This window comes from Leucobacter iarius (assembly GCF_039530105.1).
Taxonomy (GTDB): Bacteria; Actinomycetota; Actinomycetes; order Actinomycetales; family Microbacteriaceae; genus Leucobacter; species Leucobacter iarius.
This window is the reverse complement of sequence record NZ_BAAAOB010000006.1, coordinates 1-26,646: the sequence shown is the minus strand read 5'-3', so window position 1 is coordinate 26,646 and position 26,646 is coordinate 1. Positions and strand designations below refer to the sequence as shown.

The 26,646-nt window shown below is 71.5% G+C and carries 26 protein-coding genes and 1 rRNA gene; 10 read left to right on the top strand and 17 right to left on the bottom strand.

Annotated elements, in window-relative coordinates:
- Position 1 precedes the first annotated feature (1 nt).
- Complete coding sequence (locus ABD169_RS15580; protein ID WP_344033539.1) at positions 2-1,027, bottom strand: GNAT family N-acetyltransferase; 1,026 nt, start codon at positions 1,025-1,027, stop codon at positions 2-4.
- A gap of 204 nt (positions 1,028-1,231) precedes the next feature.
- On the opposite strand from ABD169_RS15580, the gene ABD169_RS15575 reads away from it, so the two are divergent.
- Positions 1,232-2,368, top strand: a complete 1,137-nt coding sequence (locus ABD169_RS15575) for a 3-isopropylmalate dehydrogenase (RefSeq protein WP_344033538.1) — start codon at positions 1,232-1,234, stop codon at positions 2,366-2,368.
- 35 nt (positions 2,369-2,403) lie between these two features.
- On the opposite strand, the gene ABD169_RS15570 is transcribed toward ABD169_RS15575, so the two are convergent.
- From ABD169_RS15570 to ABD169_RS15550, 5 genes are read right to left on the bottom strand one after another with little or no spacing between them, the layout of a single operon-like run.
- Positions 2,404-3,429, bottom strand: coding sequence for a pseudouridine synthase (locus ABD169_RS15570; RefSeq protein ID WP_344033537.1), 1,026 nt, complete (start codon positions 3,427-3,429; stop codon positions 2,404-2,406).
- Positions 3,416-4,063 carry an SMC-Scp complex subunit ScpB gene (gene scpB, locus ABD169_RS15565; RefSeq protein ID WP_344033536.1) on the bottom strand — a complete coding sequence of 216 codons (648 nt, stop codon included), beginning with the start codon at positions 4,061-4,063 and terminating at the stop codon, positions 3,416-3,418. The genes ABD169_RS15570 and scpB overlap by 14 nt, the downstream gene beginning before the upstream one ends.
- Positions 4,053-4,889 carry a segregation and condensation protein A gene (locus tag ABD169_RS15560; RefSeq protein ID WP_046454654.1) on the bottom strand — a complete coding sequence of 279 codons (837 nt, stop codon included), beginning with the start codon at positions 4,887-4,889 and terminating at the stop codon, positions 4,053-4,055. The genes scpB and ABD169_RS15560 overlap by 11 nt, the downstream gene beginning before the upstream one ends.
- Before the next feature lie 19 nt (positions 4,890-4,908).
- Complete coding sequence (locus tag ABD169_RS15555) at positions 4,909-5,763, bottom strand: ParA family protein (protein WP_046454653.1); 855 nt, start codon at positions 5,761-5,763, stop codon at positions 4,909-4,911.
- Positions 5,764-5,797: 34 nt separating this feature from the next.
- Positions 5,798-6,757: a LysR substrate-binding domain-containing protein gene (locus tag ABD169_RS15550; protein WP_344033535.1), complete on the bottom strand. Its 960-nt coding sequence runs from the start codon at positions 6,755-6,757 to the stop codon at positions 5,798-5,800.
- A gap of 138 nt (positions 6,758-6,895) precedes the next feature.
- On the opposite strand from ABD169_RS15550, the gene ABD169_RS15545 reads away from it, so the two are divergent.
- The 6 genes from ABD169_RS15545 to ABD169_RS15520 all read left to right on the top strand — a co-directional run bounded on the left by ABD169_RS15545 (position 6,896) and on the right by ABD169_RS15520 (position 12,562).
- Positions 6,896-8,275: an MFS transporter gene (locus ABD169_RS15545; RefSeq protein ID WP_344033534.1), complete on the top strand. Its 1,380-nt coding sequence runs from the start codon at positions 6,896-6,898 to the stop codon at positions 8,273-8,275.
- Between the two features lie 39 nt (positions 8,276-8,314).
- Positions 8,315-9,532, top strand: a complete 1,218-nt coding sequence (locus tag ABD169_RS15540) for an FAD-dependent monooxygenase (protein WP_344033533.1) — start codon at positions 8,315-8,317, stop codon at positions 9,530-9,532.
- Positions 9,529-10,149 (top strand): NADPH-dependent F420 reductase, encoded by a 621-nt coding sequence (locus ABD169_RS15535; protein ID WP_344033532.1) that lies wholly within the window; start codon positions 9,529-9,531, stop codon positions 10,147-10,149. Before ABD169_RS15540 ends, ABD169_RS15535 begins: the two co-directional genes overlap by 4 nt.
- 186 nt (positions 10,150-10,335) lie before the next feature.
- Entirely contained in the window at positions 10,336-10,932 is a 597-nt protein-coding gene (locus tag ABD169_RS15530) for a DUF3060 domain-containing protein (RefSeq protein WP_344033531.1), read from the top strand.
- Between the two features lie 11 nt (positions 10,933-10,943).
- The gene (locus tag ABD169_RS15525; protein WP_344033530.1) at positions 10,944-11,660 is read left to right on the top strand and encodes a response regulator transcription factor; all 717 of its coding nucleotides are present in this window, start codon (positions 10,944-10,946) and stop codon (positions 11,658-11,660) included.
- Positions 11,657-12,562 carry a sensor histidine kinase gene (locus ABD169_RS15520; protein ID WP_344033529.1) on the top strand — a complete coding sequence of 302 codons (906 nt, stop codon included), beginning with the start codon at positions 11,657-11,659 and terminating at the stop codon, positions 12,560-12,562. The genes ABD169_RS15525 and ABD169_RS15520 overlap by 4 nt, the downstream gene beginning before the upstream one ends.
- 23 nt (positions 12,563-12,585) lie before the next feature.
- On the opposite strand, the gene ABD169_RS15515 is transcribed toward ABD169_RS15520, so the two are convergent.
- The 8 genes from ABD169_RS15515 to ABD169_RS15480 all read right to left on the bottom strand — a co-directional run bounded on the left by ABD169_RS15515 (position 12,586) and on the right by ABD169_RS15480 (position 21,089).
- Complete coding sequence (locus ABD169_RS15515; RefSeq protein WP_344033528.1) at positions 12,586-13,638, bottom strand: site-specific tyrosine recombinase XerD; 1,053 nt, start codon at positions 13,636-13,638, stop codon at positions 12,586-12,588.
- Positions 13,635-14,330, bottom strand: a complete 696-nt coding sequence (locus ABD169_RS15510) for an NUDIX domain-containing protein (RefSeq protein WP_344033527.1) — start codon at positions 14,328-14,330, stop codon at positions 13,635-13,637. Before ABD169_RS15510 ends, ABD169_RS15515 begins: the two co-directional genes overlap by 4 nt.
- Entirely contained in the window at positions 14,323-16,011 is a 1,689-nt protein-coding gene (gene pyrG, locus ABD169_RS15505) for a CTP synthase (protein ID WP_344033526.1), read from the bottom strand. Before pyrG ends, ABD169_RS15510 begins: the two co-directional genes overlap by 8 nt.
- 104 nt (positions 16,012-16,115) lie before the next feature.
- Positions 16,116-17,387 carry an AI-2E family transporter gene (locus tag ABD169_RS15500; RefSeq protein WP_344033525.1) on the bottom strand — a complete coding sequence of 424 codons (1,272 nt, stop codon included), beginning with the start codon at positions 17,385-17,387 and terminating at the stop codon, positions 16,116-16,118.
- A gap of 37 nt (positions 17,388-17,424) precedes the next feature.
- Positions 17,425-19,113 carry a DNA repair protein RecN gene (gene recN, locus ABD169_RS15495; RefSeq protein WP_344033524.1) on the bottom strand — a complete coding sequence of 563 codons (1,689 nt, stop codon included), beginning with the start codon at positions 19,111-19,113 and terminating at the stop codon, positions 17,425-17,427.
- Positions 19,110-20,030 (bottom strand): NAD kinase, encoded by a 921-nt coding sequence (locus ABD169_RS15490; RefSeq protein ID WP_344033523.1) that lies wholly within the window; start codon positions 20,028-20,030, stop codon positions 19,110-19,112. The genes recN and ABD169_RS15490 overlap by 4 nt, the downstream gene beginning before the upstream one ends.
- A gap of 35 nt (positions 20,031-20,065) precedes the next feature.
- Complete coding sequence (locus ABD169_RS15485) at positions 20,066-20,911, bottom strand: TlyA family RNA methyltransferase (RefSeq protein ID WP_344033522.1); 846 nt, start codon at positions 20,909-20,911, stop codon at positions 20,066-20,068.
- On the bottom strand, positions 20,904-21,089 hold the full coding sequence (locus ABD169_RS15480; protein WP_046454641.1) for a hypothetical protein: 186 nt from the start codon (positions 21,087-21,089) through the stop codon (positions 20,904-20,906). The genes ABD169_RS15485 and ABD169_RS15480 overlap by 8 nt, the downstream gene beginning before the upstream one ends.
- A gap of 42 nt (positions 21,090-21,131) precedes the next feature.
- Here ABD169_RS15480 and ABD169_RS15475 point away from each other — a divergent pair, with 42 nt between their 5' ends.
- Both ABD169_RS15475 and ABD169_RS15470 read left to right on the top strand, forming a co-directional pair.
- The gene (locus ABD169_RS15475; RefSeq protein WP_046454640.1) at positions 21,132-21,812 is read left to right on the top strand and encodes a metal-dependent transcriptional regulator; all 681 of its coding nucleotides are present in this window, start codon (positions 21,132-21,134) and stop codon (positions 21,810-21,812) included.
- Positions 21,813-21,907: 95 nt separating this feature from the next.
- Positions 21,908-23,191: an Nramp family divalent metal transporter gene (locus ABD169_RS15470; protein ID WP_425560983.1), complete on the top strand. Its 1,284-nt coding sequence runs from the start codon at positions 21,908-21,910 to the stop codon at positions 23,189-23,191.
- 114 nt (positions 23,192-23,305) lie between these two features.
- Here ABD169_RS15470 and ABD169_RS15465 read toward each other — a convergent pair whose 3' ends face one another.
- Positions 23,306-24,346, bottom strand: coding sequence for an HAD-IIA family hydrolase (locus tag ABD169_RS15465; RefSeq protein ID WP_344033520.1), 1,041 nt, complete (start codon positions 24,344-24,346; stop codon positions 23,306-23,308).
- Positions 24,343-25,161: a hypothetical protein gene (locus tag ABD169_RS15460; RefSeq protein WP_344033519.1), complete on the bottom strand. Its 819-nt coding sequence runs from the start codon at positions 25,159-25,161 to the stop codon at positions 24,343-24,345. The genes ABD169_RS15465 and ABD169_RS15460 overlap by 4 nt, the downstream gene beginning before the upstream one ends.
- Positions 25,162-25,275: 114 nt before the next feature.
- On the opposite strand from ABD169_RS15460, the gene ABD169_RS15455 reads away from it, so the two are divergent.
- Complete coding sequence (locus tag ABD169_RS15455; RefSeq protein ID WP_344033518.1) at positions 25,276-26,292, top strand: hypothetical protein; 1,017 nt, start codon at positions 25,276-25,278, stop codon at positions 26,290-26,292.
- A 235-nt stretch (positions 26,293-26,527) separates the two neighbouring features.
- Here the strand turns inward: ABD169_RS15455 and rrf are convergent.
- Positions 26,528-26,644 (bottom strand): 5S ribosomal RNA (gene rrf / locus ABD169_RS15450).
- Positions 26,645-26,646 lie beyond the last annotated feature (2 nt).

The window sequence follows — 26,646 nt, the reverse complement described above, 5'->3', positions numbered from 1 at the left end:
CTCAGAACTCCCTTCCCAGCGTCATCGATCGACGCACCGTCTCGAATCCGACGCCCTCGTAGAGGCCGACCGCTCCGGTCGGGCTCTCGGAATCCACGTCGAGCACCGCGCGCTCGAGCCCGTCGTCCCGCATGGTTCGCAGCACCCGCGCCAGCAGGGCTTTCGCGATCCCGCGACCGCGAGCATCGGCCACGACTCCGAGACCGTCCACGTAGCCGAACGAGAATCCGCGGGCGTCCCAGTCCTCGCGGTAGACCGCGCAGAGGGCGAAACCCAGCACCCGACTGGCGTCCCCCTCGCCCTCGCGCACCACGAAGGAGAGGTCCGCGCGGGTCGATTCCTGCTCGTCGTGCTCCCGCCATTCGCGCTCGCTCACCGGCTGCGACCCCCAGTGGTCCCGGAAGGACTCGTTGCGGGCAATCCTCGTGGCCTCCTCGTTCCCGGCGTACGACTCGAGCACGAGTCCGGGCGCGAGCTCCCGCTCGACGATCGGCTCCCCGAGGTCGCGTTCGAGCTCGAGCCACCAGCGCGCGACCCCGTATCCACGCGATTCGGCGAGCGCGATGGTGCCGACCTCGCCCTCGTTCGCGCCGATCGAGAGGCGGGCGGGCAACGAAGAGTCCACGGCGGAGAGCAGGCGTCGCCCCCGTTCGTCCTGCCAGTCGAGCAGCGCGCCGCCGATCCCCTCCCGGCGACGCTCGGGGTGCACCGCGCCCTCGAGTTCGATCCACAGCTCCGACTCGTGCTCGTCGCCCTGCCCCACGAAGCCGTAGGCGACCGCCCGACCCGACTCGTCGAGCGCGATCGCGGAATCCCGGTCGAGCCGCAGCTTGGGATCGTCGAACCACAGGTCGAACTCCTCGGCGGTGGTCACGGCCCAGGGATTGTCGACCGCGTCGCAGGCCTGGGTCAGCTCGAGCAGCAGCGGCAGGTCGTCCTCTGCGATGCGCCGCCAGGTCACCCCCGCGACGTCGGCGGGCAGGCGCAGGGCATCGGGTGCGGAGACCCGCTCTCGCAGAGGCTTCATCGTCTCGGCTCCATCTCGTCTCTCAGTGCGGCCGTTCACGGCCGCCGCGATGCCCACCATGCTATTGATCGCGGCGCGCGACCGGCTGGGAACCGCTCGCCGAGCACTCGCCACGAGTGGCCTGACCAGTTAATATGGTTCACACTGTGCGTCGCGGCGGAGGATCCCCGCGCGCCCACCGGCATTCCGCGGAAGGACTCAACGATGACGCGCTCCCACCAGATCGCCGTGCTCCCCGGCGACGGCATCGGCCCCGAGGTCGTCGGCTGCGCGCTCGAGGTGCTCGACGCCGCCGAGGCCCGCTACGGCTTCCGCACCGAGCGCCGCGAGTACGCCGCCGGAGCCGCCCACTACCTCGAAACCGGCGAGCTGTTCGCCGAGCTCGAGGACGAGCTGCGCGGCGCCGACGCGATCCTGTTCGGCTCGATGGGCGATCCCCGTGTCACGCCCGGGATCCTCGAACGAGGCTTCATCCTCGAGATGCGTCAGCGCTTCCAGCAGGCCGCCAACGTGCGCCCCGTCCGCCTCTACTCCGGCGTCCCCACGCCCATCTCGGGCCTCACCCCGGAGCGCTGCGAGCTCGTGATCGTGCGCGAGAACACCGAGGGCGCCTACGTGGGCCGCGGATCCACCGTGCACGCCGGCACCCCCAACGCGGTCGCCATGCAGGAGTCGCTCAACACGCGCGCCGGGATCGAGCGCGTCGTCGACTTCGCGTTCCGCCTCGCCGCCGGTCGACGCAAGCGCCTCACCCTGTGCCACAAGACCAACATTCTCGTCGCCGCCGGGCAGCTCTGGCAGGAGGTCGTCGCCGACCTCGCGACCCGGTACCCCGAGGTCGAGACCGACTACGTGCACGTGGACGCGATGTGCTTCCACCTGCCGCTCGCCCCCGAGCGCTTCGACGTCGTCGTCACCGACAACCTCTTCGGCGACATCATCACCGACCTCGGCGCCGTGATCCAGGGCGGCCTCGGCGTCGCGACGAGCGCGAACCTCAACCTCGACGGCTCGGCGCCGAGCATGTTCGAGGCGATCCACGGCTCCGCTCCCGACATCGCCGGCACCGGCTGGGCGAACCCCTCAGGCGCGATCCTCTCGCTCGCCCTCATGCTCGGCCATCTCGGCGAGGCCGACGCGGCGCGCGCGGTCGAGGCCGCGACCGTCGAGGTGCTGGGATCGCTCCCCGCGCTCTCGGGCCCCGAGATGGGCGCGGCGACCGCCGAACTGGGATCGCGCATCGCCGCGATCGTGCGCGACGATGCCACGGATCCGGAGCTCGTGCCGAACTCGTTGCTCGGCACCCTCGCGGCGCTCGAGCCGAGCCGGCCCGCGGCCTGACCGGGCCCGCGGCGGCCTGAGCCGGCTCGGGCCCGCTAGCGGGGCTTCCGCGCCCCGCCGCGCCCGTTCGGATTGCCGCGCGCCGCGATCCCGCGCATGCCGCGCGCACCCTTGCCGTCTCCCGGGCGACCCGCGGACGGCGCACGGCCGTTCGCGTCGGAGTCGCCCTCGGCGGCCGTGAGCAGCGCGCCCCGCTCGGCGTCCGACAGCTCGCGCATCTCGCCGAGGCGCAGAGTGCCGAGATTCAGCGGGCCGAACTGCCGGCGCACCAGCTCCTCGACCGGATGCCCCACCTCGGCCAGCATGCGCCGCACGATCCGGTTCTTGCCCGAGTGCAGCGTGATCTCGACGAGCGAGTGCCGGCTGCCCTCGCCCGGGAGCAGCTTCGCCGCGTCGGCGCGGATCGGACCGTCCTCGAGCTCGATCCCGTTCTTCAGGCGCTGGATCGTGGCCGGCGTCACGCGACCCGCGACCTTCGCGATGTAGGTCTTCTGCACCCCGAACTTGGGGTGCGCGAGCTTGTGCGCCAGGTCGCCGTCGTTGGTCAGCACGAGCAGGCCCGAAGTGTCGGTGTCGAGGCGGCCCACGTTGTAGAGCCGATCCTCGACGCGATCGGTGAACTCCCGCAGGTCGCGGCGCCCCTTCTCGTCCGACATCGTCGAGACGACGCCGCGCGGCTTGTTGAGCACGAAGTAGCGCTTGCTCGCGTCGAGCTGCACGACGACGCCGTCGACGCGCACCTCGTCGCCCGGATCGATCCGGCTGCCGAGCTCGCGCACGATCTCGCCGTTCACCGTCACCCGGCCGCCCGTGATCAGCGTCTCGCAGGCGCGACGCGACGCGACGCCCGCGTGCGCGAGCGCCTTCTGCAGGCGCGGGCGGTCGTCGGCGGGAGCCTCGGGCTCCGCGTCACCGTCGGCGGCTGCGGCCCCCGGCCACCCCCACTCGGCGAGGTCGATCTCGACGGCCTGCCCGTCGACCGAGAACTCACCGCCGGACCCGCCGGAACCGCCGGAACCTCCGGTGCGTCGCTGTTTCGGGCGTTCGTCAGAACGACTCATGTTCGAATCCTTCCAGTCCGTCGTCGAGCAGGGGCGAGATGGGCGGCAGCTCCTCGACGCTCGAGATGCCGAGGTGCCCCATGAGCGTGTCGGTGGTGCCGTAGAGGATCGCGCCGGTCTCACCGTCGTGCCCGACCTCGGTGATGAGTCCGCGCCCGACCAGCGTACGCACGACCGAATCGACGTTCACCGCGCGGATCGAGGCGATCGCGCCCCGCGAGATCGGCTGCCGGTAGGCGACCACGGCGAGCGTCTCGAGCGCGGCCTGCGAGAGCCGCGCCGGGGTCTGCTGCTGCACGAAGTCGGACACGACCGGATCGAGCGTCTCGCGCACGTAGAAGCGGTACCCGCCGGCGACCTCGCGCAGCTCGAAGCCGCGCACCGGTCCGTCCAGCGCACCCGCGTAGTCGTTCGCCAGCAGGTCGACCGCGCGGCGCACCTCGCGCACCGGGCGGTCGGTGGCCGTCGCGAGGCTCACGATGCTCAGCGGCTCGTCGGCCACGAGCAGCAGCGCCTCGAGCTGCTGCTCGAGGGTGTGCTCGGCGCGCGCCCGCTCCAGCTCGCCCGCCGCACCGGGCGCCTGCGCCCCGTCGGCCGGAGCGCCCGTGGCCGGTGTCGTCTCGTTATCCGTCATAGTCCGTTCCCAGTGTCGCAAGAGAGTCGTCCGACCAGTGCGCGCCCGTCCAGCGCACCGTCAGTTCGCCGAGCGGTTCCGCCTGTTCGAAGCCCACGGCGTCGCGCCGATACAGCTCGAGGATCGCGAGGAACCGGGCGACGATCACGCCGCGCTCCGACCCGACCTGGAGTCCCGCGATGAGCTGCCGGAAGGTGTGCGCGCCGTCGGTGCGCAGCATCGCGACGACGATGGCGGCCTGCTCGCGGATCGACACGAGCGGGGCGTGCAGGTGGTCGAGCCCCACGGTGGGGAGCTCGCGCGGTGTGAAGGCCAGCACGGCCATCGCCGCGAAGTCGTCTGCCGACAGGGTCCAGATGAGCTCGGGCCCGCGCTGGCGGTACCGCGCGTCGAGCGGCACCTGCCGCGGGTGCCGCGCCTCCTCGGACTCGATGCGGCCGCGGAACCAGGCGCTGGCCTGCTTGAACGCGCGGTACTGCAGCAGTCGCGCGAAGAGCAGGTCGCGCGCCTCCAGCAGCGCGATGTCCTCGGCGTCGACCGCCTCCCCCTGCGGCAGCAGACTGGCGATCTTCATGTCGAGCAGGGTGGCCGCGACCACGAGGAACTCCGAGGCCTGATCCAGCTCGATGAGCCCCTGCCCGTCGAGCGACGAGAGGTAGGCGATGAACTCGTCGGTGACGAGGCTCAGCGAGACCTCGGTGATGTCGAGCTCGTGCTTGCCGATCAGGTTCAGCAGCAGGTCGAAGGGGCCGTCGAACACCTCGAGCGAGACGCGGAACCCGGGAGCCTCCGGGCCGCCCGCCTCCGCGGTGCCGAGCTCGGTCATGCCGCGCCCATCGGACCGCTCAGGCGACCACGCCGCGGGCGACGAGCTCGCGCGCCAGCTTCAGGTAGGCCTCCGACGCCGCGTTCGACGGCGCGTAGTCGAGGATCGGCTTCGCCGCGATCTGCGCGTCGGGCAGCTTCACGGTGCGGCCGATGACGGTGTCGAACACCTGGTCGTCGAAGGTGTCGACGACGCGCTCGAGCACCTCGCGCGCGTGCAGGGTGCGCGAGTCGTACATGGTCGCGAGGATGCCGTCGAGCTCGAGCGCCGGGTTGAGGCGGTCCTTCACCTTGTCGATGGTCTCGACGAGCAGCGCGACACCGCGCAGCGCGAAGTACTCGCAGGCGAGCGGGATCAGCACGCCGTGGCTCGCGGTGAGGGCGTTCACCGTGAGGAGGCCCAGCGAGGGCTGGCAGTCGATGAGGATCACGTCGTAGTCGTCGACGACCTTGCGGAGCACGCCCGCGAGGATCTGCTCGCGCGCGACCTCCGTGACGAGGTGCACCTCGGCGGCCGACAGGTCGATGTTCGCCGGGATCACGTCGAGACCGGGGGTCGCGGTGCGCACGATCGCCTCGCGCGGGTCCTTGACCTTGCCGAGCATGAGGTCGTAGATGGTCGGCACGTCGTGCGCGGGCACGCCGAGGCCGGCCGAGAGCGCGCCCTGGGGGTCGAAGTCGACGGCCAGCACCCGGCGGCCGTAGCGCGCCAGCGCGGCGGCGAGGTTGATGGTGCTCGTCGTCTTGCCGACGCCGCCCTTCTGGTTGCACATCGCGATGATGCGCGCGGGACCGTGGCGGTCGAGCTTCTTCGGTGCCGGAATGATCCGCTCGGGTCGCCCGGTGGGACCGAGCTCGACCTGCTGCTTCGCCATTCCGGCCCTCCTCTCGAGTCGCTAACGATCCATCCTAGCGTGCGGCGACCGCCCCGGATTCTGCGCGGTCATGACCGCGGTCGCGACCGCCGTCGCGACCGCCGAGCCGTTCCGCGGCGAAGTCCAGCAGCGCGAGCGCCCGCGAGGTCAGGTCCATGTCCTCGGGCCAGATCCCCACCACATGGGTGACCGTGACGGGCGGGTCGAGCGGACGGATGACGATCGGCCGCCCCTCGAGGCTCGTCGTGGCCGCGTTGGGCCGGGACATGAGCAGGCCGTAGCCGAGCCCGCGCCCCACGAGCGCCTCGACCAGCCCGATCTCGCTGACCCGGGCCTCGATCGACGGTTCGAGGCCGCGGGCGGCGAACGCGTCGGTGACGTTCACGGTGCCGGGGGTCGCGTCGAACTGGATGTAGGGCTGATGGGCGAGATCCGGCAGGTCGACCGTTCCGGCCGACGCGAGCGGATGATCCGGGTGCAGGTGGACCTCGAGCTCGGTCGCGTAGATCTTGCGGCGACGGTATCCGACGGGCAGCGAGACGTCGTACACGAGGGCGACGTCGAGGCGCCCCGCTTCGAGCGCCGAGAGCAGCTCCTCGTTGGTGCCGACCATGATCTCCATGCGCACGCCGGGGTGGAGCTTCGGGAACTCCTCAAGGAGCTCGGGCACCACGTTCGTCGCGAAGGTCGAGTAGCAGCCCAGCTTCACGGGCCCGTGCAGCTCCTGCCCGAGGCCCGCCCCCAGCACCAGTTCCTGCGTCTCGGCGACGATCCGTCGGGCCCGCTTGGCGAACTGCTGCCCGGTCGGGGTCAGCGTGAGCCCGCGAGCCTTCCGGCGAACGCACAGCTGCTCGCCGACGGTGCGTTCGAGCACCGTGATCGCCTGCGACAGCGCGGATTCCGAGATGTGCAGGTGTGCCGCCGCCGCGCTGAGCGTGGCGAAGTTCGGGAGCGCGGCGAACAGCTCCAACTGGCGCAGGCTCACATCGGCCACGGTGCCCCCTCGATGCATCTTCTTCGATTTAGCCGAATTATATCCTCGAATAACCGTGATTTACACGCAGAGTCGTGCGCATCACGATGGATGGCAGCCCTCCCTCCCGCAGGGAAAACAATGACGTTAGGGACTTCGATGACCTCTTCAGCCTCCGCGAGCGCGCAGACCTCGCAACGCCGGATCGCCTTCGCGACGATCATCGGCACCACGATCGAGTGGTACGACTTCTTCATCTACGCGACGAGCGCCGGGCTCGTCTTCGCGCAGCTCTTCTTCCAGCCGGCCGGGCACGAGATCGGGCTGCTGCTCTCCTTCGCGACGGTCGGCATCTCGTTCCTCTTCCGCCCGCTCGGCGCGTTCCTCGCCGGGCACTTCGGGGATCGCCTCGGGCGGCGGGCGATGCTCGTCCTCACGCTCGTCCTCATGGGTGCCGCGACGACCCTCGTCGGCCTGCTGCCGACCTATGCGCAGATCGGCACCGCGGCCCCGGTCCTCCTCCTGCTCCTCCGCATCCTCCAGGGCCTCAGCGCCGGCGGCGAGTGGGGCGGAGCCGTGCTCATGGCGGTCGAGCACGCTCCCGCGGACCGCCGCGGCCGCGCGGGATCCTGGCCCCAGCTCGGGGTGCCCCTCGGCTTCCTCCTCGCCTCCGGCGTGACCGCGCTCATGACCGGCGTCGTCTCCCCCGGCGCCGCATACCTCGAATGGGGCTGGCGTGTTCCGTTCCTCCTGAGCGTCGTGCTCATCGTCGTCGGCTTCGTGATCCGCCGCACGGTCGAGGAGAGCCCCGTGTTCGCGGAGCTCGCCGAGCGGGGCGCGCAGCCGAGCGTTCCGATCGTCGAGGTGTTCAAGCGGCACTGGCATCTCGTGCTCCTCGCCGCGCTCGTCTTCGCCGGCAACGGCACGCTCGGCTACATGACCACCGGCGGCTTCCTCAACAGCTACGCGATCAACGTGCAGAGCCTCGACACCACGGCGGTGCTCGTCGCGGCGGCGACGGCCGCGGCCGTCTGGTTCCTCTCGACGCTCGTCGCGGGCATCCTCTCCGACCGGATCGGCCGGCGCAGCACCTTCCTCATCGGCTTCGCGCTGCAGGCGCTCGTCGTGTTCCCCGTCTTCTGGCTCGTCGACAACGGCGGACTGCCCGGGCTCTACACCGCGCTCGTCCTCATCTCGATCGGGCTGGGCCTCACCTACGGCCCGCTGGCCGCGTGGTACTCCGAGATCTTCCCGGCGTCGATCCGGTTCTCGGGCGTCTCGATCACCTACGCGATCGGGGCGGTCCTCGGCGGCGCCTTCGCGCCCATGATCGCGCAGATGCTCCTGGAGGCCACTGGCTCGACGACCGCCGTCTCCGGCTACCTCCTCGCCGCCTCCCTCATCGGCGGCGCGGCGACCCTCTGCCTCCGGGACCGGAGCGGGATCCCCCTCGGTCCCGACCACGAGGCCGAGCAGGCCGCCGGGGCCACCGTGTTCACCGCGCGGGCGGAAGCGCTCGAACCGGCACCGGCGCGCTAGGTCGCCGTCCGTGCCTCGCAATTCAGTCAAGGAGCAGAAATGGTAAGTCAGTCCACCAGGGTCGCGATCATCGGCGGCGGGATGGGCGGCCTCACCGCCGCGATCGCGCTCACCCGGATCGCCGGAGTCGACGTCACCGTGTTCGAGCAGGCGAGCCGGCTCGGCGAGGTCGGCGCGGGCGTCACGGTCGCCCCCAACGCGGCGCGGGTGCTCGATGCGCTCGGCGTCCTCGACCGGATCCGCTCGCTCGGGGCCGTGCCCGACGGGCACGGCGTCTACCTGGACGCGATGGGCGGCCTCGTCACCGACGCCGCCTGGGAGGATTCCGCCAAGCGGTACCAGAACATCGGCATGTACCGGCCGGACCTCATCGGCGCCCTGGCAGCCGAGGTCGATCCCGAACGCATCCGGCTCGGGCATCGGCTGCGGTCCGTCGAGCCCCTCGGATCCGGCGTCCGTCTCGCGTTCGAGAACGGCGTCGAGGAGGACTTCGACGCGGTGATCGGCGCCGACGGCATCCACTCGGTGGTGCGGAAGTCCGTCGACCAGCACCCCGACCCCGTCTACTCCGGCTACATCGTCTACCGCGGAGTCGTCGACGCGTCTCGTCTTCCCGAGAACTGGCCCATGATCAGCCAGGTCTGGATGGGCGACAGCCGCCACTTCATGTGCTACCCGCTGCAGCAGCGCAAGCTGTTCAACTTCGTCGCAGGCATCCCGAGCGACCGGCCGCTGAACGGCCCGTGGTCCGGGTCGGCCGAGGTGAGCGAGCTCGCCGCCGAGTTCGCGGGCGACGGCTGGGATCCGCGCCTCCAGAGCTTCATCGCGGCCATCGAGCGGACCTTCTGGTGGGGCCTGTTCGACCACGAGCCGCTCACGAACTGGTCGAACGGTCCGATCACGCTCCTCGGCGATGCGGCGCACACGATGCTGCCCCATCAGGGCCAGGGGGTGAACCAGGCGATCGAGGACAGCATGGCGCTGGCGACCTTCCTCGCCGCGGCCGACGGGGTCGACGGCATCCCCGAGGCCTTCCGCCGCTACGCCGCCGTCCGCATGCAGCGCACCGCGATCCTGCAGAACGGCTCGCGCCGCGCCGGCGCCATGTTCGACGCCCAGTACGAGTTCGCGAACCTGGAGAAGCGCGACGCCGACATCCGCGTCGGGCGCGACTTCCGACGCGGCGCGGTGTTCGACTACGACGCCCAGAAAGTCGCCGAGCAGGCGCTCACCCGATTCCGGAGGATTCCCGCATGACCACCATCAGCATCATCGGCAGCGGCAAGATGGGCGCGGCAATCGCCGAGGTCGCCGTGCGCGCCGGCGCGGAGGTCCAGATCGTCAAGCGCAGCGCGGCGAGCGCATCCGCAGCACGGCCCGGCTTCACGTACGGCGCGCTGGGCGATCGACTCACCGGCGATCTCGTCGTGCTCGCGGTCCCCTACTCGGCGTACCCGGGGATCCTGGAGCGCTATCGGGACCAGCTCGGCGAGAAGGTCGTGATCGACATCAGCAACCCCATCGACTTCAGCACGTACGACGAGCTGCTGTCCCCGGCCGATTCCTCGACCGCGGCCGAGCTCGCCCAGCAGCTGCCCGAGGGTGCGGCGGTCGTGAAGGCCTTCAACGTCAACCTCGGCGACACGCTCGTCAGCGGCACGAACGGCACGACGCCCACGACCGTGCTCATCGCCGGGGACTACGCGGACGCCAAACAGCAGGTCGCGGCGCTCATCGAGGATGCGGGCATGCGCGCGGTCGACGCCGGCCCGCTGACGCGCGCGCGGGAGCTGGAGGCGATGGGCTTCCTGCAGATCATCATGGCCGCCCTCGGCAAGACCCGGTACGAGACCGGCTTCGCGCTGCTGCCCTGACGGGCGGGAGGCCCCCTTCGGATCGGGTTCAGCGCCCGCGCAGCCCTGTCGCAGAACTGCGACAGGGCTGCGACAGCGCCACGACCATCGCGTCCCCTTCGGTTCCTAGCGTGGGAAGCGTTCGGATCGCTCCGGACGACGCGCGCCGGAACCGGTGTGCGAGTATGAATTCGAAAGGGGTCCGACATGACCGAAATCACCGCAGCACGCACAGCGATCCTCCGTTCCACCGCGGCGATCGCCGCACTGCTCACGGTATCCGCGGGGCTCACGGGGTGCGGGATCGGCTTCACGCCGCAGTCCGACGCCGAGAAGCCCGCGCCGTCGAGCTCCCGTTCCGAAACCCCCTCGACGCCGGCGACCTCCGCGAGCGAGGGTGCTTCTTCCGCGGCCAGCGAGGGCGCCGCGAGCGCTGCCGGCAGCGCATCGGGTGCCACCGGGGCGAGCGGCTCCGATGATTCCGAGCGGATCACCCGCGCCACGCTCGAACCCCTGGTCGAGAAGCACGCCAGCTGCGTCGGCGGCACGGTCGAGGTGGTCAACGTGGGCACCACGGTCGCGATCGACGGCAACTGCGCGACGGTCAAGGTATCGGCGAACGGAGCCTCCGTGCTCGCGAACGACGTCGCGAAGCTGCAGGTCACCGGGACGGGGGTCACGGTGTTCACGAAGCGCCTCGACGCGCTCGACGTCACCGGCAACGGCAACACCGTCGCGTGGGAGTCCGGCTCCCCCGCCATCTCCGACGCGGGCATCGGCAACGTGCTCGCCCCCGCGAACTGATCGTCGATCCCGTGCCCGATCCGCAGCGTCCCCGAGTGCTCCTCGTCGATGACGAGGAGGCGATCACCTCGACGCTCGGCCCGTACCTCGAACGGGCCGGCTTCGAGGTGATCGTCGCGGCGGACGGCGAGGAGGCGCTCGAACGCCACGCCGAGAGCCGTCCCGACATCGTGGTCTCGGACGTGCTGATGCCCGGGCTCGACGGCCGCGGCCTCGTCCGCCGCCTGCGGCAGAGCGAGACCTGGACCCCGGTGATCCTGCTGACGCAGGTCGATGAGGCCTCCGAGCGGGCCGCCGCCCTCGACGAGGGCGCCGACGACTACCTCGGCAAGCCGTTCCTCCCGTCGGAGCTCGTCTCGCGCATCCGCGCCGTGCTGCGGCGCACCATCGGCGGGCGGCCGCTCTCGGCCGCGAATCTGCTGCTCAGCGACGCGCTCGAGCTCGATCGTTCCGGCCGCCGCACCCGCGTCGAGGGGCGGACGGTCGATCTCACGCCCAAGGCGGTCGCGCTGCTCGACTATCTGATGGCGCACCCCGACGAGGTGCACACGCGCGAGCACCTGCTGTCGGCGCTCTGGGGATTCGAGTTCGCGGTCACGACGCGCGCCGTCGACCATCGCGTCGCCGAGCTCCGGCGCGTGCTCGGGGACGACGCCCAGCGTCCGCGCTGGATCGAGACGGTGCCCGGCGCGGGATACCGCTTCTGCGGGCGGGTGGTGCAGCGGTGAGCCGCGCTCGCATCGCATCGCTCATCGGGATCGGTGCGCCCCTCCTGCTCGGCGGCCTCGCGGCCGTCGCGGTGGTGGCGGCCCGGGTGAACGGTTCGTTCGAGGTCACGGTCCCGCTCGCGACCGTTCTCGTCGTGGCGGGCGCGCTGCTCTCCGTCTGCGTCTGGGCGGGCCTCGGAGTGCGCTCGGTGCTCCGCGCGCGCGAGGCGCGGGGCTTCGCGGCGGGCGCGCAGCAGGAGCGGGAGGCGCACCGGCGCTTCGTCGCCCGGCTCGACCACGAGCTCAAGAATCCGGTGACCGCGATCCGCGCCGCGCTCGAGCTCGATCCGGATCCGGCCCCCTCGCTCGACGTCGCCGCGGCCCAGGCTGGCCGTCTCGCGAATCTGATCGGCGAGCTGCGCTCGCTCTCGGCGCTCGAGACCTCCGCGATCGAACGGGTTCCGGTCGATCTCGCCGCGGTCGTCCGTGATGAGACCGCGGCGTTCTCCGAGGATCTCGAGGTGCGCGACGCCCGCCGCGATATCCGTGTGCAGCTCCCGGCCGCACCCTGGCCGCTGCCGTCCGTCGCGGGCGACGCGGATCTGCTCGCGGTCGCCGTGCGCAATCTGCTGGTCAACGCGGCGAAGTATTCGGATCCGGACGCCCGCATCGAGATCCGCGGTTCGGAGGACTCCGGTTTCGTGGTGGTCGAGGTCGCGGACACCGGCTGGGGCATTCCCGAGGCCGAGCAGGCCCGGGTCTGGGACGAGCTGTGGCGCGGGGACCGCGCACGTCGCGTCGAGGGCAGCGGGCTGGGGTTGTCGCTCGTGCGGATCGTCGCGGAGCGGCACGGCGGCGACGTCGCCGTGCGCTCCCGCGAGGGATCGGGTACGAGCGTGCGCGTCAGGATCCCGGTCGCCTAGTTCTCGGCGCCCACGACGCCGAATCAGCGCTGGATCCGCGCACGCGGATGCGACATCAGGTAGTGCTCCCGCAGGGTGTCGGCGGTGACCTGGGTGTAGATCTGGGTGGTGGTGACGGAGGCATGCCCGAGCAGTTCCTGCACGGTGCGCACGTCGGCTCCGCCGGCCAGCAGGTGGGTGGCGAAGGAGTGCCGCAGGGAGTGCGGTGAGACTTCGATGTCGAGTTCGGCGCGCTCCGCCGCGGCTCGGATCACGAGCCAGGCGCTCTGCCGCGAGAGCCGTGCGCCGCGCGGCCCGACGAACAGTGCGGGCGTGCCGCGTCCCCGTTCGACCATCGGCGGGCGGGCCCGCACCAGGTAGGCGGCGAGCGCTTGGCCGGCGTATCGGCCGTAGGGCACGATCCGCTGCTTCGATCCTTTGCCGGTGACGCGGATGAAACCGCCGTCACCGAGGGCCGCGACCGGGTCGGTCCAGGCGTCGCCGCCGTCGCCGGTTCCGGCGAGGAGGTCGTCGAGGTCGAGGGAGGTGACCTCGCTGACGCGCGCGCCGCTCGCGTACAGGAGTTCGAGCAGGGCGCGATCTCGGAGCGCGACGGGGTCGTCGCCGACGGTCGCGGCGAGCAGCGCTTCGACCTGTTCGATCGACAGCGCCTTGGGCAGCCGTTTCGTCGGTTTCGGGGCGCGGAGCGCTCCCCCGGCGTTCTCGTCGAGGACACCTTCTTCGAAGAGGAAGCGGTGCAGCCCCCGCACGACCGACATGCGCCGGGTGATGGAGCTCGGGGCGAGGCGCTGGGGGTGCTCGGGCGTCGTGACCGGGGTTCCCCCGGCTGCGGTCTCGGCCGTCCCGCCGGGTCCGCCGGGCCGGGTCGGCGCGCCGCCGAGTTCGGCGACGTACGCCGAGAGCGTCTCGGGTGTCAGCCGTCCGAGGTCGTCGATGCGCTGGGACTCGAGCCAGTCGGCGTAGGCGTCGAGGTCGCGCCGGTAGGCGGCTCGGGTGTGCTCCGCGAGTCCGCGCTCGATCGCGATGTGGCGCAGGAACCGTTCGACGCCCGTCCGCGGGGGCAGCGCCCCGCTCATGCCTTCGAGCGGTCGCCGCGCACGAGGTCCCGGCGCGTCCACGGGCTATCGGCCGGGCGCAGCGAGTCCCATCCGCGGGCGCGGGCCGCGGCCGCGGCCAGCACGGCGTTCGTGGTCAGCGCGTTCTGCACGCGCCCGTCGAGCACCGCATCGATCACCGTGTCGAGCGGTTCCCAGCGCCGCAGCATGTCGGCTTCCTCATCGGTGCGGACGTAGTCGTGCTCGACCGGGGCGAGGCCGCGGGCGAGGAAGATGCGGATCGCCTCGCTGTTGCCCCCGGGAGTGGTGCAGACGTCGAGCAGCAGATCCCAGCGGGCGGCCTCGAGGTCGGCCTCCTCGACGAGTTCGCGCTGCGCGCCCGCGAGGCCGGATTCTCCGGCGACGTCCATGAGGCCGGCCGGGATCTCCCAGTCGCGGTGCGCGATGGGGTGGCGGTACTGCCGGATGAGCAGCACGCGCTCCTGCTCGTCGAGCGCGAGGACCGCGACGGCCCCCGGGTGGTCGACGTAGTCGCGTTCGAGCACGGATCCGCCGTAGGCGAAGCGATCGCGGCGCACGTCCCAGACGTGGCCGCGCGTCAGCAGTTCGCTGGATTCGACGCCGACGTCGGCGGCGTAGGCGTCGGCGAGGGGTTCGGCGGCGCGCCCTGCCGGCACGCCGTCGAACCCCTCGCTCGAGCGGTCGCTAGTCACGACCCTCGACGTCGAACAGGCGGGCGGCCTCACGGCGCGCGATCGCGGCCTCGGCGAGCCCGGCGAACAGCGGGTGCGGGGTGCCCGGGCGCGAACGCAGCTCGGGGTGCGCCTGGGTGGCGATGTAGAACGGGTGCACGTCGCGCGGCAGCTCGACGTACTCGACGAGCTCGCCGTCGGGGCTGGTGCCCGAGAACGACAGGCCGGCCGCACCGATCTGATCGCGGTAGCGGTTGTTCACCTCGTAGCGGTGGCGGTGGCGCTCGCTGGCGCTCGACGCCCCGTAGAGCTCGGCCGCGAGCGATCCCTCGGAGAAGGCCGCTTCGTAGAGTCCGAGGCGCATGGTGCCGCCCAGGTCACCGCCGTCGATGATCTCGACCTGCTCGGCCATCGTCGCGATGACCGGGGTCGGGGTCTCGGGGTCGAACTCGGTCGACGAGGCGCCCTCGAGCCCGGCGACGTTGCGCGCGTACTCGATGACCATGCACTGCATGCCGAGGCAGAGGCCGAGCGTGGGGATGGCGTTCTCGCGGGCGAAGCGCAGCGCGCCGAGCTTGCCCTCGATGCCGCGCACGCCGAAGCCGCCGGGCACGCAGATCGCGTCGACCTCGCCGAGCTGTTCGAGCGCGCCCTCGGGCGTCTCGCAGGAGTCGGAGGGCACCCAGCGGATGTTGACCTTGGTCGAGTGCGCGAAACCGCCGGCGCGCAGCGCCTCGGTGACCGAGAGGTAGGCGTCGGGCAGGTCGATGTACTTGCCGACGAGCGCGATGGTGACCTCGCCCTTCGGGTGGTGCACCGCGTCGAGCACCGGCTGCCAGTCCGTCCAGTCGACCTCGCCGGCGCGCTCGTCGAGACCGAGGTGCTCGATGATGGTGCGGTCGAGGCCCTGGTCGTTGAGCAGGCGGGGCAGGTCGTAGATGCTCGGCACGTCGATGGCGTTGACCACCGCGTCCTCGTCGACGTCGCACATCAGCGCGATCTTGCGCAGGTTGTCGTCGGTGACCGGGCGGTCGCTGCGCAGCACGAGCGCGTCGGGCTGGATGCCGATCGAGCGGAGCGCGGCGACGGAGTGCTGGGTCGGCTTGGTCTTCTGCTCGCCCGAGGCGCCCATGAAGGGGACCAGCGAGACGTGCACGAAGAAGACGTTCTTGCGGCCGAGCTCGTGGCGCACCTGGCGCGCCGACTCGAGGAACGGCTGCGACTCGATGTCGCCGACGGTGCCGCCCACCTCGGTGATGATCACGTCGGGACGCGGATCCTCTTCGGACTGCAGCCGCATGCGGCGCTTGATCTCGTTGGTGATGTGCGGGATCACCTGGACCGTGTCGCCGAGGTACTCGCCGCGGCGCTCCTTGGCGATGACGGTCGAGTAGATCTGACCGGTCGTGACGTTGGCGGCCTGGGACAGGTTGATGCCCAGGAAGCGCTCGTAGTGCCCGATGTCGAGGTCCGTCTCAGCGCCGTCGTCGGTCACGAAGACCTCGCCGTGCTGGAAGGGGTTCATCGTGCCCGGATCGACGTTGAGGTACGGATCCAGTTTCTGCATGACCACGTGGAGTCCGCGAGCCGTGAGCAGATTGCCCAGGCTGGCGGCGGTGAGTCCCTTGCCCAGCGAGGAGACCACACCTCCCGTGACAAAGATGTGCTTGGTCGTGTCCGTCGTGCTTCGCTCTGCTCCCACGGGCTTCGATCCTATCACTGTTGGGGCTCTCGCCGCCGGTCATTCGGGCACGGAGGGGGCGCGGACCCCGCGATCCCAGTCAGGGAGCGGATCGCGCCCGCGGATCAGTGGAGTTCCTGGCGCGGCACCCAGACCTGCTTCACGATCATCAGCACCATCGCGGTGACCGGGATCGAGATGAGCGCGCCCAGCAGGCCGAGCAGCGTGCCGCCCGCGAGCGCGCCGATGACCACCAGGGAGCCCGGGACGGACACCACACGGTTCATGATGCGCGGCGTGAGGAGGTAGGCCTCGAGCTGCATGTAGATGAGGTAGTAGATCGCAGCGGCGAGCGCGGCGCCCGGCGAGTTGAACAGGGCGACCGCGGCGACGAGCACGGTCGCCATGAGCGAACCGACGAGCGGGATGAGCGCGAGGAAGAAGACCCCGACCGCGACGAGGCCGGCGAACGGCACCCCGACGATGGTCATCATGATGAAACCGAGCACGGCGTTGATGAGCGCGAGGATCACCATGCCGTTGACGTAGCCGCCGACGGACTTGGTGACCTGCTCCGTGATGTCCATCACCTTGGCGCGACCCGACCGCGGGACGAGCGTGTAGAACCCGCGTTTGATGGCCTGCAGCGAGGCGAGGAAGTAGAGGCTGAGGATGAGGACGATGATCGCGGCGGTGATGCCGTTGGCGATGCCGATGCTCGCCTGCCAGACGCCGCCGGCGAACTGGGCCCAGTTCTCGGGCTTCGCGACGAAGTCCTGGCCCATCTTGAGCAGGCCGTCGAGGTCGACGAGTCCGTCGAAGCGGGCGTGGAAGTCCTTGAACCACGGCTGGTTCTGGATGTCGTTGAAGTAGCTCGGTGCACTGCGCACCAGCTGGGCGACCTGGTTGGAGAGCATCGGGATGACGAGCGCGAAGATCCCGGCGATGATCAGGATGAAGCTGCCGAAGACGATGCCGATGCCGAGCGGTCGCTTGATGCCCTTGCGCTCGAGCCAGCGCACCACGGGGTCGAGGCCGAGCGCGATGAACAGGGCGCCGACCACGTACATGATGATGGTCGTCAGCTCGCTGACCATGGCGCCGACCAGCAGCGCTGCGAGCACACCGAGGGTGATGACGAAGCCGAGCTGGAACGGGGCGCGCACCACGAACTCGCGGGTCCGCTTCTCGCGCGCATCCTGTTCGCGGGTCTCGATCGCCGCGTTGCGCGCGTCGCGGTACATCTTGCGGGTCTCGGCGTCCATCTGCTCGATGTCGGCGTGCACGACCTGCGGGTGCGAGTCGAGCAGGTGCGCGCGCTCGGCCGCTTCGCTCGCGCTGCTGGAGGCGCTCGGGCGCTCCGCGGGTCGGCTGCGCCGCCAGGGCATCTTGCTCATGCAGGGAGCGTAGCAGTCGGCACCGACGTCGGAACGGCTACGCCTCGCGCCCGAGCTGGAGGAGCTCGGCGGCGTGCTCGAGCGCGCTCGAGGAGTCCGAGAGCCCCGAGAGGAGACGCGCCATCTCGCCGAGCCGCTCGTCTCCGTCGAGGCGGCGGCAGCTGCTCTCGGTGAACCCGCCGGAGGAATCCTTGACGACCTGGAGGTGGTTGTTCGCGAACGCGGCGACCTGCGCCAGGTGGGTCACGACGATCACCTGCGAGGTGCGGGCGAGCCGGGCGAGCCGCCGCCCGATCTCGATGGCCGCCGCACCGCCGACGCCGGCGTCGACCTCGTCGAACACGAAGGTCGGCACGGGGTCGGTGGCGGCGACCACGACTTCGAGCGCGAGCATGATGCGCGAGAGCTCGCCGCCGGAGGCGCCCTTCGCGAGCGGCCGGGGATCGGCGCCGGGGTGCGAGCGGAGCAGGAACGTCACCTCGTCCGCGCCCGCTCCCCCGAGCTCGCCCGGTTCGACGAGCGCCGCGAACTCCGCGTCGGGCAGCGCCAGGTGCCGGAGCTCGGCGGAGACCCGTTCGCCGAGCTCGACCGCCGCCGAGCGGCGCAGCTCGGAGAGGCGATCCGCAGCGGCCCGCTCCTCCGAGACGAGCACCGCGAGCCTCGCGTCCAGTTCGTCGACCCGCTCGTCGTCGCCGTCGAGCTCTGCGAGGCGCAGCGCCCCGGTCTCCGCGATCTCGAGCACTTCGGCGAGTCCGCCGCCGAATCGGCGGATCACGGCGTTCAGCGCCGACAGCCGCTCGTTGGCCTGCTCGAGCTCGCCCGGGCCGTCCTCGTCGAGGTCGCTCAGGTAGCCGCCGAGCTCGCGCGTCGCGTCGGCGAGCTGGAATCCGATGCCGCGCAGCGTCTCGAGCACGGCGGCCAGCCGTTCGTCGTGCGCGGCCACCCGCTCGAGCTCCTGCTGGGCCTCGGTGATGAGGCCCGTCGCGTCGCGCTCGTAGGGATCGTCGCCGTCGCCCGCCACGGCCCGCGCCGCCGCGCTGCTCGCGGCGCGCAGCGCCTCGAGGTTGCTGAGCCGCTCGATCCGGGTGCGGAGCTCGTCGTCCTCGCCGAGCTGCGGGTCGAGCGCCGCGATCTCGTCCAGATCCTCGCGCAGGCGGACCGCTTCGGCCGCTCGGGCGTCGTGCGCGGCGCGCAGCTCGGCGAGCTCCGCCGAACGCGCGGCGCGCTCCTCGTGCAGCTTCCGGTAGGCGGTGAGCGCTGCGGCGACCTCGGCCCCGCCGAAGCGGTCGAGGGTCTCGCGCTGTGCCGACCGACTGCGCAGGCGCAGCTGTTCGGACTGGCCGTGCACGGCGAACAGCCGATCGGCGAGACGCCCGAGCGCACCGACCGGAGCCGCGGCTCCCCCGACGCTGGCGCGGCTGCGCCCCTCGGAGCTGACCGTCCGGGTGAGGGCGAGCTCGCCCTCCTCGACGTCGCCGCCGACCTCCTCGACGAGTTCGACCACGTCGGCATCTGCGGTGCGCACCAGGCCGCTCACCCGCGCCTGACTCGCGCCGGATCGGACCGCGCCCGCGTCGCTGCGCCCGCCCATGAGCAGGCCCAGTGCGCTCACGACCATCGTCTTGCCCGCACCGGTCTCGCCGGTGATCGCGGTGAACCCCGGGCCGAGCGCGAGCGTCGCGTCGCCGATCACCCCGAGGTCGCGGATCCTGAGCTCCTCGATCACGCTTCGCCTCCGCTGCGTCCGCGCCAGCCCGTGACCGGCAGGTTGAACTTGTTGACGAGGCGGTCGGTGAAGACGGCCTCGTCGAGCCGCGCGAGGCGCACGGGCCGCGCCGACCGCCGCACCTCGACGACGGACCCCGACGGCAGCTCCGAACGGCGGCGTCCGTCGCACCAGAGCACGCCCTCGCCGACGCTCTGCGGCAGGATCTCGACCGAGAGGACCGAGTCGGGCCCGACGACGAGCGGCCGGTTGAAGAGCGCGTGCGCCGCGATCGGAACCAGGAGCATGGCCTGCACCCCGGGCCAGACGACCGGGCCGCCCGCGGAGAACGCGTACGCGGTGGATCCCGTGGGCGTGGCGAGCACGACGCCGTCGCAGCCGAAGGAGGAGAGCGGGAGGCCGTCCACGCCGACGGCGACCTCGAGCATGCGCTGGCGCTTCTCGACGCTGGCCTCGTTGACCGCCCAGGTCTCGGCGATGACCGCCCCGTCGAGCGTGGCGCGGACTTCCAGCGTCACGCGCTCCTCGACCGTGTAGTCCCCCGCGAGCACCTGCTCGACGGTGGAGGCGAGATCGTGGCGCTCCATCTCGGCGAGGAATCCGACGTGGCCCAGGTTGACGCCCACGATCGGGCAGTCGGACTCGCGCACCAGCTCGGCCGCGCGCAGGATCGTCCCGTCGCCCCCCAGCACGATGGCGATCTCGAGCGCCGAGACCTCGGCGTCGACGCCCAGCTCCGCCGTGCGGTCGAGCGGCAGATGGGGCGCGAACTCGATGCGATCCGCGGGGGCCATCACCGGGGTGACCCCGGCGGCGCGCAGCGCGGACACCACGTCGATCGTCGCTTCGATGGCTTCGCGCTTCGCGGTGTGCGAGACCACGAGCATGCGGCGCTCGGCCGCGTCGGCTCGGCTCATGTCGCCTCCTGTCGGGGGTTCCCGGTGCGCTCCGGTCAGTCGGTGGATTCCGGGACGAGCTCGGCGATCCGTGCTTCCCATTCTGTCGGATCCGCGTCTCCGCCGCGCGAGAGATGCACGAGGAATTCCCGGTTGCCGTGCGAACCGGCGATCGGCGAGGGTGCGAGGCCCCGCACCGCGAAGCCGTTCTCGGCCGCCGATCCCAGAACCGTGCGGATCGCTTCGGCGCGCAGCGCCGGATCCACCACGATCCCCTCGCGGATCCCGGTGCGGCCGACCTCGAACTGCGGCTTGATCAGCAGGATCAGCTCCGCGCGCGGCGCCGCGACCCGGGCGATCGCCGGCAGGATCAGGGTGAGCGAGATGAACGACAGGTCGGCGACCACGAGCGTCGGCGCCTCGGCGACGCCCGTGTCGGCGGCGAGACCCGCGGCGGTGAGCTCGCGGGCGTTGCAGCCCTCCACCACGCGCACGCGCGGATCCTCGCGCAGCTCGGGCACGAGCTGGTCGTGCCCCACGTCGACGGCGAGCACTTCGCGAGCGCCCCGTTCGAGCAGCACCTGCGTGAAGCCGCCCGTCGACGCACCGAGGTCGAGGGCGAGGCGATCCGCGGCCGCGACCCCGAAGCCGTCGAGACCCGCGATGAGCTTGTGCGCGCCGCGGCTGACGTACCGGTCGGTCCCTGAGACCGCGATCGTCGCTCCGGCGGCGATGCGCGCGCCGGCCTTCGTCGCGACGCGGCCATCGACCCGCACCTCCCCGGACACGATCAGCTCGGCCGCGCGGCTCCGGGAGCGGACCAGGCCGAGTTCGGGGAGCACCCGATCGAGACGTTCGGCGGAACCCTGCCAGACCGCGCTGCTCGCGTCGCGCTCAGCCACCGGCGCCCTCGTGGTCGCTGCGCTGCAGCTCGGCCAGCAGCTCCTCCGCGATCTGGTCGAAGCCGGCCGCGCGCTGCGCGAGCGGCTGCGCTTCGACGAGCGCCGCGCGATCGAGCAGGCCGTCGTCGCCCGCGCTCGCGAGCTCCGGGACCGGCTCGGGGATCTCCTCGGGACTCATGGACCAAGCGTACCGCTGCCCCGAGTTGATACCCTTCGAGGCATGTCCGTCTCCACGCTCTCGGCCAGCAACCAGAACTATCTCAAGGCGATCTGGAGCCTGCAGGAGTGGTCGGACGCCCCGGTGACCCCGTCGACCCTCGCGGCGAAGGCGGGAGTCAAGCTCTCCAGCGCGTCCGACGCGGTCCGCCGACTGGCCGACCTCGGACTGATCGACCACGCCCGATACGGCTCCATCTCGCTCACGGACGAGGGCCGCGAGCTCGCGCTCGCCATGGTCCGCAGGCACCGGCTGATCGAGACCTTCCTCGTGCAGGTGCTCGGCTACCGCTGGGATCAGGTCCACGACGAGGCGGAGGCGCTCGAGCACGCGGTCTCCGACTTCCTCGTCGACCGCATCGACGTCCACCTCGGGCACCCCTCCCGCGACCCGCACGGCGACCCGATCCCCGCGGCCGACGGCACGCTCGAGCTGCCCGACGCCGTGCTGCTGAGCACGCTCACCGCCGGGAGCCGGGCGCGCATCGAGCGGATCTCCGACGAGGATCCGGCGCTCCTGCAGTTCTTCGCGGATCACGGCATCGGCATCGGCACCGAGATCGAGCTGCGCGCCGGGGCGCCGTTCTCCGGCGCCGTCGAGGTGGCGATCGCGGGTGCCGCCGAATCGTTCCCGCTCGGACAGGTCGCCCTCGATTCCGTCTGGGCCACCGTGCTCACCGACTAGAACGATCACCTCGGAGCCCCGCGAACACGCCGTTCGCGGGGCTTTTCGTTGCGCCCGAGAATGAAACTACGTTGCGACGTAGTTTGATCTCGCGTATGGTCGTAGCACCCGGCGATCAGCGCCGGCCGTCGACCGATCCGGAGGTTCCCGCAGTGACCACGACCGCCCGCCCCGAACGAGGCCTGCTCCGATTGCTCGGACCCGCGTTCGTCGCCGCCATCGCCTACGTCGATCCCGGCAACGTCGCGGCCAATCTGACCGCGGGCGCCAAGTACGGCTATCTCCTCATCTGGGTCCTCGTGGTCGCGAACGCCATGGCGGTCGTCGTCCAGTACCTCTCGGCGAAGCTCGGCCTCGTCACCGGCAAGAGCCTCGCCGAGCTGCTCGGCGAACGCATGCCGAAGGCCGGCCGGGTGCTGTACTGGCTGCAGGCCGAGGTCGTGGTGATCGCGACCGACCTCGCCGAGGTCGTCGGCGGTGCGCTCGCCCTCAAGATCCTGTTCGACACCCCGCTGCTCGTGGGCGGCGTCATCGTCGGCATCGTGTCGCTCGCGATCCTCGCGATCCAGGGCCGGGGCCAGCGCCGCTTCGAACTGGTGATCCTCGCGCTGCTCACCATCATCACCGTCGGCTTCGTCGCGGGACTGTTCTTCAGCCCGCTCGACTGGGGCGGGGTCGCGGGCGGCATGGTCCCCCGGTTCCAGGGCCCCGAGACGGTGCTGCTCGCTGCGAGCATGCTGGGCGCCACCGTCATGCCCCACGCCATCTACGTGCACTCCACGCTCTCCCGCGATCGCCACGGCACCTCCGAGAACCCGAGCGTCGTGCGCCGCCTCCTCCGCGCCACCCGCTGGGACGTCGCGCTCGCGCTCGTCGTCGCCGGCGGCGTCAACATCGCGATGCTGCTGCTCGCCGCGTCCGCGCTTCCCGGCGTCGACGGCACGGACACCATCGACGGCGCCGCGGCCGCGATCAGCGCCCACCTCGGCCCCGCCATCGGCGTGATCTTCGGCATCGGCCTGCTCGCGTCCGGCCTCGCTTCGACCTCGGTCGGCGCCTACGCGGGCGCCGACATCATGGCCGGACTCATCAACATCCGAGTCCCGCTGCTGCTGCGCCGCGCGATCACGCTCATCCCCGCGCTGCTGGTGCTCGGCCTGAACATCGATCCCACGCTCTCGCTCATCGTGAGCCAGGTGGTCCTCTCGCTCGGCATCCCGTTCGCGCTGATCCCGCTCGTCTGGCTCACGAGCCGAAAGTCCGACATGGGCGGCTTCGCGAACCGCGTCCCCCTGCAGGTGGTCGCGATCCTCATCACCGTCGCGATCGTCGCGCTCAATGTGCTGCTCGTCGTGCTCACCGCGACCGGGCAGGCCTAGCCCGACACCGCCCGGAAACGCAGCGAGGCCCGGTGGGGTCGATCCGAGGATCGACCCCACCGGGCCTCGTGGTGTCGGTTCGCAGCGCCGGTGACGGCTGTCCCGTCGGCGCGGTCAGCGCCAGTGGTCGGCGTACAGGATCTCGGGCACCTTCAGCCCGTAGATCGCGAGCCCGGAGGCCCAGATCGCCGCGCAGCCGGCGCGCAGCAGGTTCAGCGGGTCGGTGCCCTCGGAGACGACCTCGGCGACGTGCGCGCTCATGCGCACCTTCGCGTCGCCGACGACGACGGTGCCGTCCTTCAGCGTGCGCGTCTCGGGGTACGGCTCGAACATCTCGTCGAGGCTCGCGACGATGAAGTCGGGGCGCATGTTCTGCGTGGCGGCGACCAGCTGCTTGGGCCGGTCGACGCCCGTGAGCACGTGCAGCGAGGGGATCCCCGCGGCCTGAGCTCCGGCCATGTCGGTGTCGAGGCGGTCGCCGATCATCAGCGCGTTGCGGGTCCCGAACCGCTCGAACGCGGTCTCGAAGATCGGCGTCTCGGGCTTGCCCGCGAACACGGGAAGGCGCTGGACCGCGGTGTGCACTGCCGAGACGAGGGTGCCGTTGCCGGGCGCGAGGCCGCGGGCGACGGGGATCGTCCAGTCGGTGTTCGTCGCGATCCACGGGATCGGCTCGCGACCGGGTTCCTCGGCGAGCGCGAACGCGGCTTCGGCGAGGTGCTCCCAGCCGACGTGCGGGGCGAAGCCCTGGATCACGGCGTCGGGCCGATCGTCGGCGCTGCGCGTCATCTCGAACCCGGCGCGCTCGAGCTCGCGCTCGATGCCCTCACCGCCGACCACGAGCACTCGCGAGCCGGGTGCGACGGTGCGCTGCAGCAGTGCGACGGCGGCCTGCGGGGAGGTCACGATCTCGCGTGCTTCGGCGTTCAGTCCGAGGCGCTGCAGGTGCTCCGCCACGGCCTCGTCGGTGCGGGCGGCGTTGTTGGTGATGTACCCGAGCGGGACCTGCGCGGCACCGCGGTTCAGGGCTTCGACCGCTCCGGGGATCGCGCCCTCGCCACGGTAGACCACGCCGTCGAGGTCGGCGAGCAGCAGCTCGCGTCCCTCGATCGGCGCGGGACCCGTGGCCGCCACGCGGCGCCCGAAGAGACTCACTGCTTCGGCTCCGCCTCGGGCTGCTCGGCTGCCGCGTCGGCTGCTTCCTCCGCAGCGGGCACCTCATCCTCGGCTTCGGGGGCGTCGGCAGGCGAGTCCGCATCCGCGATGCGATCGGCATCGGCGTCGGCCGCAGGTGCGGCCTCGGCCTCAGCGAGCTCCGGTGCGTCCTCCTCGGACGCCTCTGCGTCGGAAGTGGCCTCGTCGGAAGTGGCCTCGTCGGTCGAATCCGCGTCGTCGGACTCGACGTAGTCGTGCTCGAACACCTCGAAGACCTCGAGTTCGTCGCGGGCGCCGAAGTGGTCGTCGAGTGCGCCGGCCGCGCGCTCGGCGTTGGCCCACCACTTGGCGGCCTCGGCCTCGCGACCGAGGTCCTCGAGCACGGTCGCGTAGGCGCCGAACAGGTCGGGGCTCCAGGAGTACGCGCGCTTCGGGTCCAGTTCGGGGATCTCGAGCTCGAAGAGGGCCTGCTGGGTCTGGCCGAGGTCGAGCCGCGCGCCCGACATGGCGATGGCGACGTGCACCCGCTGCTCCATGTCGAGCTCGGCGTCCTTGGCCTCGAGGCCGGTTTCGAGCGCCTTCTGCGGACGGCCGAGGCCGCGCTCGCAGTCGATCATGAGCGCGAGGTGCGCGTCGGATCCGGTGAGCCGCCGGTAGGTGCGGAGCTCCCGCAGGGCCAGGCCGAAGTCTCCGTTGCGGTACGCCGTGATCGCGAGGGTCTCGCGGGTCACGGGGATCCGACCGGCGCGGCGGCTGGCCGAGAGCGCGTGCTCGTGGGCGAGCGCGGGATCGGTGTCGATCAGGAGCGCCACCATGGCGAGGTGCCGTGCGACGCGCTCCTGCAGCTCGACCTGGAGGGTCTTGAGCTCGTTGCGCGCGGCGGGGTGGAGGTCGTTCGGACGGATGTCGTCCGGGATGATGGGGTCGTCGTGCTCGGCGCGGACGGGACGCAGCGAGTGCTGCAGGCGCTCGGCCTCGGTGAACTCGCGCTCGGCACCGCCGCGGTCGCTGCGCCCGCCACCGCGGGTGCCGCCGCGTCCGCGGGCGTTGTCGAAGCGGTCGTTCGATCCGCGGTCGTCGCGACGCGGGCGATCACCGCGGAACGGGCGATCCCCCTGCGGGCGGTCATCGCGACGGGGACGGTCGCCGAAATCACGACGGGGTCCGTCGTCGCGACGCGGGCGGTCACCGTACGAACGGTCATCACGACGCGGTCGGTCGTCGCGGAACGGACGATCGCCCTGCGAACGATCGTCACGGCGAGGACGGTCGCCGAAGTCGCGACGGGGACGATCATCCCGGAAGGAACGTTCCCCCTGGCCCCGGTCGTCGCGGCGCGGACGGTCACCGTGCGGACGGTCATCACGACGCGGGCGATCATCCCGGAAAGAACGCTCCCCCTGGCCCCGATCGTCGCGACGCGGTCGGTCGTCGCGGAACGGACGGTCGCCCTGCGAACGGTCGTCGCGGCGGGGGCGGTCGTCGCGGAAGGAGCGGTCGCCCTGCGGGCGGTCATCGCGACGCGGACGATCACCGTAAGAACGGTCGTCACGGCGCGGGCGGTCGCCGAAGTCGCGACGCGGGCGATCATCGCGGAACGGACGATCCCCCTGCGGACGGTCGTCACGACGGGGACGGTCGCCCTGGAAGCGGTCGTTGCTGCGGAAGGCGCGGTCGCCCTGGGGACGGTCGTCGCGGCGGGGGCGGTCGCCGTAGCTCCGCTCCCCCTGCGCGCGATCGTCGCGGCGGGGGCGGCGGTCGTCGTCGCGGAAGGGCTTGCGCGCGGCGCCGTCGTAGCGGGGGCGATCGCCGCGATCTCCGCGGTCGTCTCGGCCGTGGCGATCCTGGCGCGGTGCGGGTCGGTCACCGAAGCGGTCTCCGCTGCGGCTTCCGCCCTGCGGGCCGTCGCCGCGCTTGGGGCCGCGGTACCCGCCGCGGTTGTCTGAGGAGGAGCCACGCGAGCCGAAGTCGCGGGACCCGAAGTCGCGCCGGCCGTTGCGGTCGCCGCGGTTGCCCCGGTCTCCGTCGTTTCGACGGTCGCCGCGGTCGTTGTTGCGGTCGTTGCTCATGTGGCCTCCTCGTGCCTGCGCGTGCCATCCACGCGCCAATAATAGAAAAGGCCGCCCAGAAGGGGGCACCATCGCTGGTGTCTCCTTCTGAACGGCCTCCTCATGAAAAGGGGTCCGGCGGTGTCCTACTCTCCCACACCCTCCCGAGTGCAGTACCATCGGCGCAGTCAGCCTTAGCTTCCGGGTTCGGAATGTAACCGGGCGTTTCCCTGACGCTATAACCGCCGTAAC

Excerpts from the sequence above, each read along its gene's own strand:
- ABD169_RS15570 (WP_344033537.1), bottom strand. The coding sequence starts at position 3,429 with ATGAGTCGTTCTGACGAACGCCCGAAACAGCGACGCACCGGAGGTTCC.
- ABD169_RS15480 (WP_046454641.1), bottom strand. The coding sequence starts at position 21,089 with ATGAGTCCCGAGGAGATCCCCGAGCCGGTCCCGGAGCTCGCGAGCGCG.
- ABD169_RS15515 (WP_344033528.1), bottom strand. The coding sequence starts at position 13,638 with ATGAGCGGGGCGCTGCCCCCGCGGACGGGCGTCGAACGGTTCCTGCGC.
- ABD169_RS15575 (WP_344033538.1), top strand. The coding sequence starts at position 1,232 with ATGACGCGCTCCCACCAGATCGCCGTGCTCCCCGGCGACGGCATCGGC.
- ABD169_RS15580 (WP_344033539.1), bottom strand. The coding sequence starts at position 1,027 with ATGAAGCCTCTGCGAGAGCGGGTCTCCGCACCCGATGCCCTGCGCCTG.
- ABD169_RS15475 (WP_046454640.1), top strand. The coding sequence starts at position 21,132 with ATGTCCGTCTCCACGCTCTCGGCCAGCAACCAGAACTATCTCAAGGCG.
- ABD169_RS15490 (WP_344033523.1), bottom strand. The coding sequence starts at position 20,030 with ATGAGCCGAGCCGACGCGGCCGAGCGCCGCATGCTCGTGGTCTCGCAC.
- ABD169_RS15540 (WP_344033533.1), top strand. The coding sequence starts at position 8,315 with ATGGTAAGTCAGTCCACCAGGGTCGCGATCATCGGCGGCGGGATGGGC.
- ABD169_RS15560 (WP_046454654.1), bottom strand. The coding sequence starts at position 4,889 with ATGACCGAGCTCGGCACCGCGGAGGCGGGCGGCCCGGAGGCTCCCGGG.
- ABD169_RS15555 (WP_046454653.1), bottom strand. The coding sequence starts at position 5,763 with ATGGCGAAGCAGCAGGTCGAGCTCGGTCCCACCGGGCGACCCGAGCGG.
- ABD169_RS15500 (WP_344033525.1), bottom strand. The coding sequence starts at position 17,387 with ATGAGCAAGATGCCCTGGCGGCGCAGCCGACCCGCGGAGCGCCCGAGC.
- scpB (WP_344033536.1), bottom strand. The coding sequence starts at position 4,063 with ATGACGGATAACGAGACGACACCGGCCACGGGCGCTCCGGCCGACGGG.
- ABD169_RS15530 (WP_344033531.1), top strand. The coding sequence starts at position 10,336 with ATGACCGAAATCACCGCAGCACGCACAGCGATCCTCCGTTCCACCGCG.
- ABD169_RS15545 (WP_344033534.1), top strand. The coding sequence starts at position 6,896 with ATGACCTCTTCAGCCTCCGCGAGCGCGCAGACCTCGCAACGCCGGATC.
- ABD169_RS15470 (WP_425560983.1), top strand. The coding sequence starts at position 21,908 with ATGGTCGTAGCACCCGGCGATCAGCGCCGGCCGTCGACCGATCCGGAG.
- ABD169_RS15535 (WP_344033532.1), top strand. The coding sequence starts at position 9,529 with ATGACCACCATCAGCATCATCGGCAGCGGCAAGATGGGCGCGGCAATC.
- ABD169_RS15460 (WP_344033519.1), bottom strand. The coding sequence starts at position 25,161 with ATGGTGGCGCTCCTGATCGACACCGATCCCGCGCTCGCCCACGAGCAC.